Annotated in this window: 2 protein-coding genes; one reads left to right on the top strand and one right to left on the bottom strand. The window is 55.2% G+C overall.

Going from position 1 to position 3,204, the window contains the following annotated elements; all coding sequences use genetic code 11:
• The coding region (gltX, locus tag HMPREF2907_RS11215) for a glutamate--tRNA ligase (RefSeq protein ID WP_070682736.1) at positions 1-1,198 on the top strand (1,198 nt) is incomplete at its 5' end.
• 499 nt (positions 1,199-1,697) lie between these two features.
• On the opposite strand, the gene HMPREF2907_RS11210 is transcribed toward gltX, so the two are convergent.
• Positions 1,698-2,996 carry a M16 family metallopeptidase gene (locus tag HMPREF2907_RS11210; RefSeq protein WP_070682735.1) on the bottom strand — a complete coding sequence of 433 codons (1,299 nt, stop codon included), beginning with the start codon at positions 2,994-2,996 and terminating at the stop codon, positions 1,698-1,700.
• Between the last annotated feature and the right edge of the window lie 208 nt (positions 2,997-3,204).

Here is a 3,204-nt window from a genome sequence, read left to right as displayed (position 1 = left end):
CGATTACGACAACGCCGACAACGTCGTGTACCAAACCCGCCGTTTCGACCGCTATAAAGAAGTCATCGCCGAACTCTTGGAAAAAGGCGCTGCCTACTACTGCTATTGCAGCAAAGAAGAGCTGGAAGCCATGCGCGAGAAAGCCGAAAAAGAAGGCACGGCGACTTACGACCGCCGCTGGCGTCCCGAAGCAGGCAAAACCCTGCCCGAAATCCCTGCCGACGTGCAACCCGTCGTCCGCTTCAAAACGCCTTTAGACGGCGTTACCAAGTGGACGGATTTGGTCAAAGGCGAAATCTCCATTCCCAACGAAGCACTCGACGACCTGATTATCGCCCGCGCCGACGGTACGCCGACCTACAACTTCTGCGTCGTGGTGGATGACTACGATATGGGCGTTACCCACGTTATCCGCGGCGACGACCATGTGAACAACACCCCGAAACAAATCAACATCTTAAAAGCCATCGGCGCGAACCTGCCCGAATACGGCCACCTGCCCATGATTCTCAACGAACAAGGCAAAAAAATCTCCAAACGCAGCGGCGATACCGTCGCCATTACCGATTTCGGCGCGATGGGCATCCTGCCCGAAGCCATGCTCAACTATCTGGCGCGTTTGGGCTGGGCGCACGGCGACGACGAGTTCTTCACGATGGAACAATTCATCGAATGGTTTGATTTGAAAGACGTTTCCCCGTCTCCAAGCCGGATGGACTTGAAGAAACTTTACTGGATCAACGGCGAACACATCAAAATAACGCCCAACGAAAAACTTGCCGAACTCGTCAAACCCCGCCTCGCCCTGCGCGACATTTACGACACGGCAAAACCCGCGTTGGAAGACGTGTTGGCATTGGTCAAAGACCGCGCACAAGACCTGAACACGCTCGCCGACGAGTGCCTCTACTTCTACGTCAAACAAACGCCTGCCGAAGCGGACGTGCAGAAACATTGGGACGACGAAGCCGCCGCCCGTATGCTGCGCTTCGCCGAACGCCTCGAAGGGCTGGAAGACTGGAACGCCGAAGCCATCCACGACCTGTTCAAACCCTTCTGTGACGAAGAAGGCATCAAAATGGGCAAACTCGGCATGCCCCTGCGCCTCGCCGTCTGCGGCACGGCGAAAACGCCCAGCGTCGATGCCGTGTTGGCACTAATCGGCAAAGAAGAAGTGTTGAAACGGATACGTTCTTAAAGCGTTGAAAAGGTCGTCTGAAAATGTTCAGACGACCTTTTTGATTTTTCCGATACCCATTGATTTCTTGTGAAATGGACGGCAAGCCGGAACAGAAAACACCTGCTCCGTCATTTCCGCGCAGGCGGGAATCCGGCTCCTTCGTTTGAGGGAATATTTAGAAATTATAGTGGCTTAACTTTAAACCGGTACGGCGTTGCCTCGCCTTAGCTCAAAGAGAACGATTCTCTAAGGTGCTGAAGCACCAAGTGAATCGGTACCGTACTATCTGTACTGTCTGCGGCTTCGTCGCCTTGTCCTGATTTAAAATTAATCCACTATACCATTATTTCAACCTTCCGGACTCCCGACTGCGCGGGTAAATCCCAGAATAGGGACTTGTTGTTTGAAACCCCTATAACAAGCGTTTGGAAGAAGAAAGCCGTTTCGAGCATAAAAAACGTCGTCTGAAACCTAAAACCGGTTTTCAGACGACGTTTGCGTTTATTCAGCCTGAACTTTACTGCGCACCGACCACGACGATATTCAGGTCTTCGGGGCGGACGCGTTTTTGCCAGGCGGCTTTGACGTCGGCGGCGGTCAGTTTGGCGACGGCTTTGGGGTAGGCTTCAAGGTAGTCGTCGGGCAGGTTATAGACGCCGATGAGGTTCAGGTAACCGAGCAGTTTGGCGTTGGAATCGAAACGCAGGGGGAAGCTGCCCGTGATGTTGGCTTTTGCCTGAGCCATTTCTTCTTCGGTCGGACCTTCGGCGATGAACTGCCTGATGACTTCCTGTGCGGCGGCAAGCGAGGCGCGGGCGGCGGGTTTGCGCGAAGAATAAGCGATGGTGAACATGCCTGCCTGACGTTCCGGAGTAAGGTTGCTGTACACGCCGTAAGTGTCGCCCCTCTGATTGCGCAGGACTTCCATCAGGCGGCTGTCGAATCCGCCGCCGCCGAGGACGTAGTTGCCGGCAACAAGCGCGTAGTAATCGGGGTCGTTGCGGGTAATCAGCGGCATTCCAAGCATGATTTGTGCCTGTTCGCCGGCGAAGGGGATGTCGCGGCGTTGTGCAGGATGTTTTTTGACGGGTGGAACGTCGGCCGATGCGGCAGCACGGTCAGGCAGTCCGGACAATGCGTCTTGCACGAGGCGGTCGGCGCCTTTGCGGTCTATATCGCCGACGATGGCGACGACGGCATTGTTTTTGCCGTAGCGGGTGCGGTAAAACGCGCGGATGTCGTTAAGCGTGATGCCGTTTATGCTTTGTACGGTGGTGTATGCGTCTTTGCCGTAAGGGTGGTCGGGATAGGAGAGGCGCGCCAATGTTCGGGCGGCGGTGAAGTCGGGTTTGGTTTCCTGTTGTTGCAGGAAGGTGGCGGCTTGCGTTTGGTTGCGGCGGAACACAGCTTCGTCGAAACGCGGGCGAGCCAGTGCGCCGTTGAACAGGGAAACGGCTTTTTTGAGTGTATCCGGACGGCTCAGGCTGCGCAGGGTGGCGGTGGCGGTTTCGTTGTCCGTACCGCTGCCGATTTCAACTGCCAATCCGTTGGTTTGGGCGTTGAAGGTTTCTTCGTCCATTTCTTTTGTGCCGCTGGTCAACAGGGCGGCGGTGAAGGCGGCGGTTTCGCTTTTGCCGTCGGGATCGGACGCGTTGCCTGCGCCTCGGAAGCTGACTGCCATGTCGATAATCGGATTTTCATGCCGCTCGGCCAAGAGGACCTGCACGCCTTGCGGGGTGGTCCAGCGTTGGATGTTGACCGCTGCCTGTACGGACAGGGGCAGGATAAGGGAGAGGAAGGCAGGAGCGTATTTCATTGTTTTTCCTTTCGGACGGTATTCTTCAGGGGCAGTATAGTGCAAGTACGCGGAATGAAACACCCTTTGACGGGAAGGTTGCGGCGGTTTGATTGTCTGGCCGCCGAAAATTAAGGGTCGTCTGAAACCTGATTTTCGGTTTCAGACGACCCTTTCATCCTTCGGTCAGATTTGCAATTTATAGTGGATTAACTTTCAACCAGTACGG

The organism is Neisseria sp. HMSC055H02 (genome assembly GCF_001813335.1).
In the GTDB taxonomy this organism is placed as follows: Bacteria; Pseudomonadota; Gammaproteobacteria; order Burkholderiales; family Neisseriaceae; genus Neisseria; species Neisseria sicca_C.
This window is presented reverse-complemented; position numbering and strand designations above follow the sequence as displayed.

What these genes read in the sequence shown, in the direction of transcription:
- HMPREF2907_RS11210 (WP_070682735.1), bottom strand. Translation starts at nt 2,996, where the DNA reads ATGAAATACGCTCCTGCCTTCCTCTCCCTTATCCTGCCCCTGTCCGTA.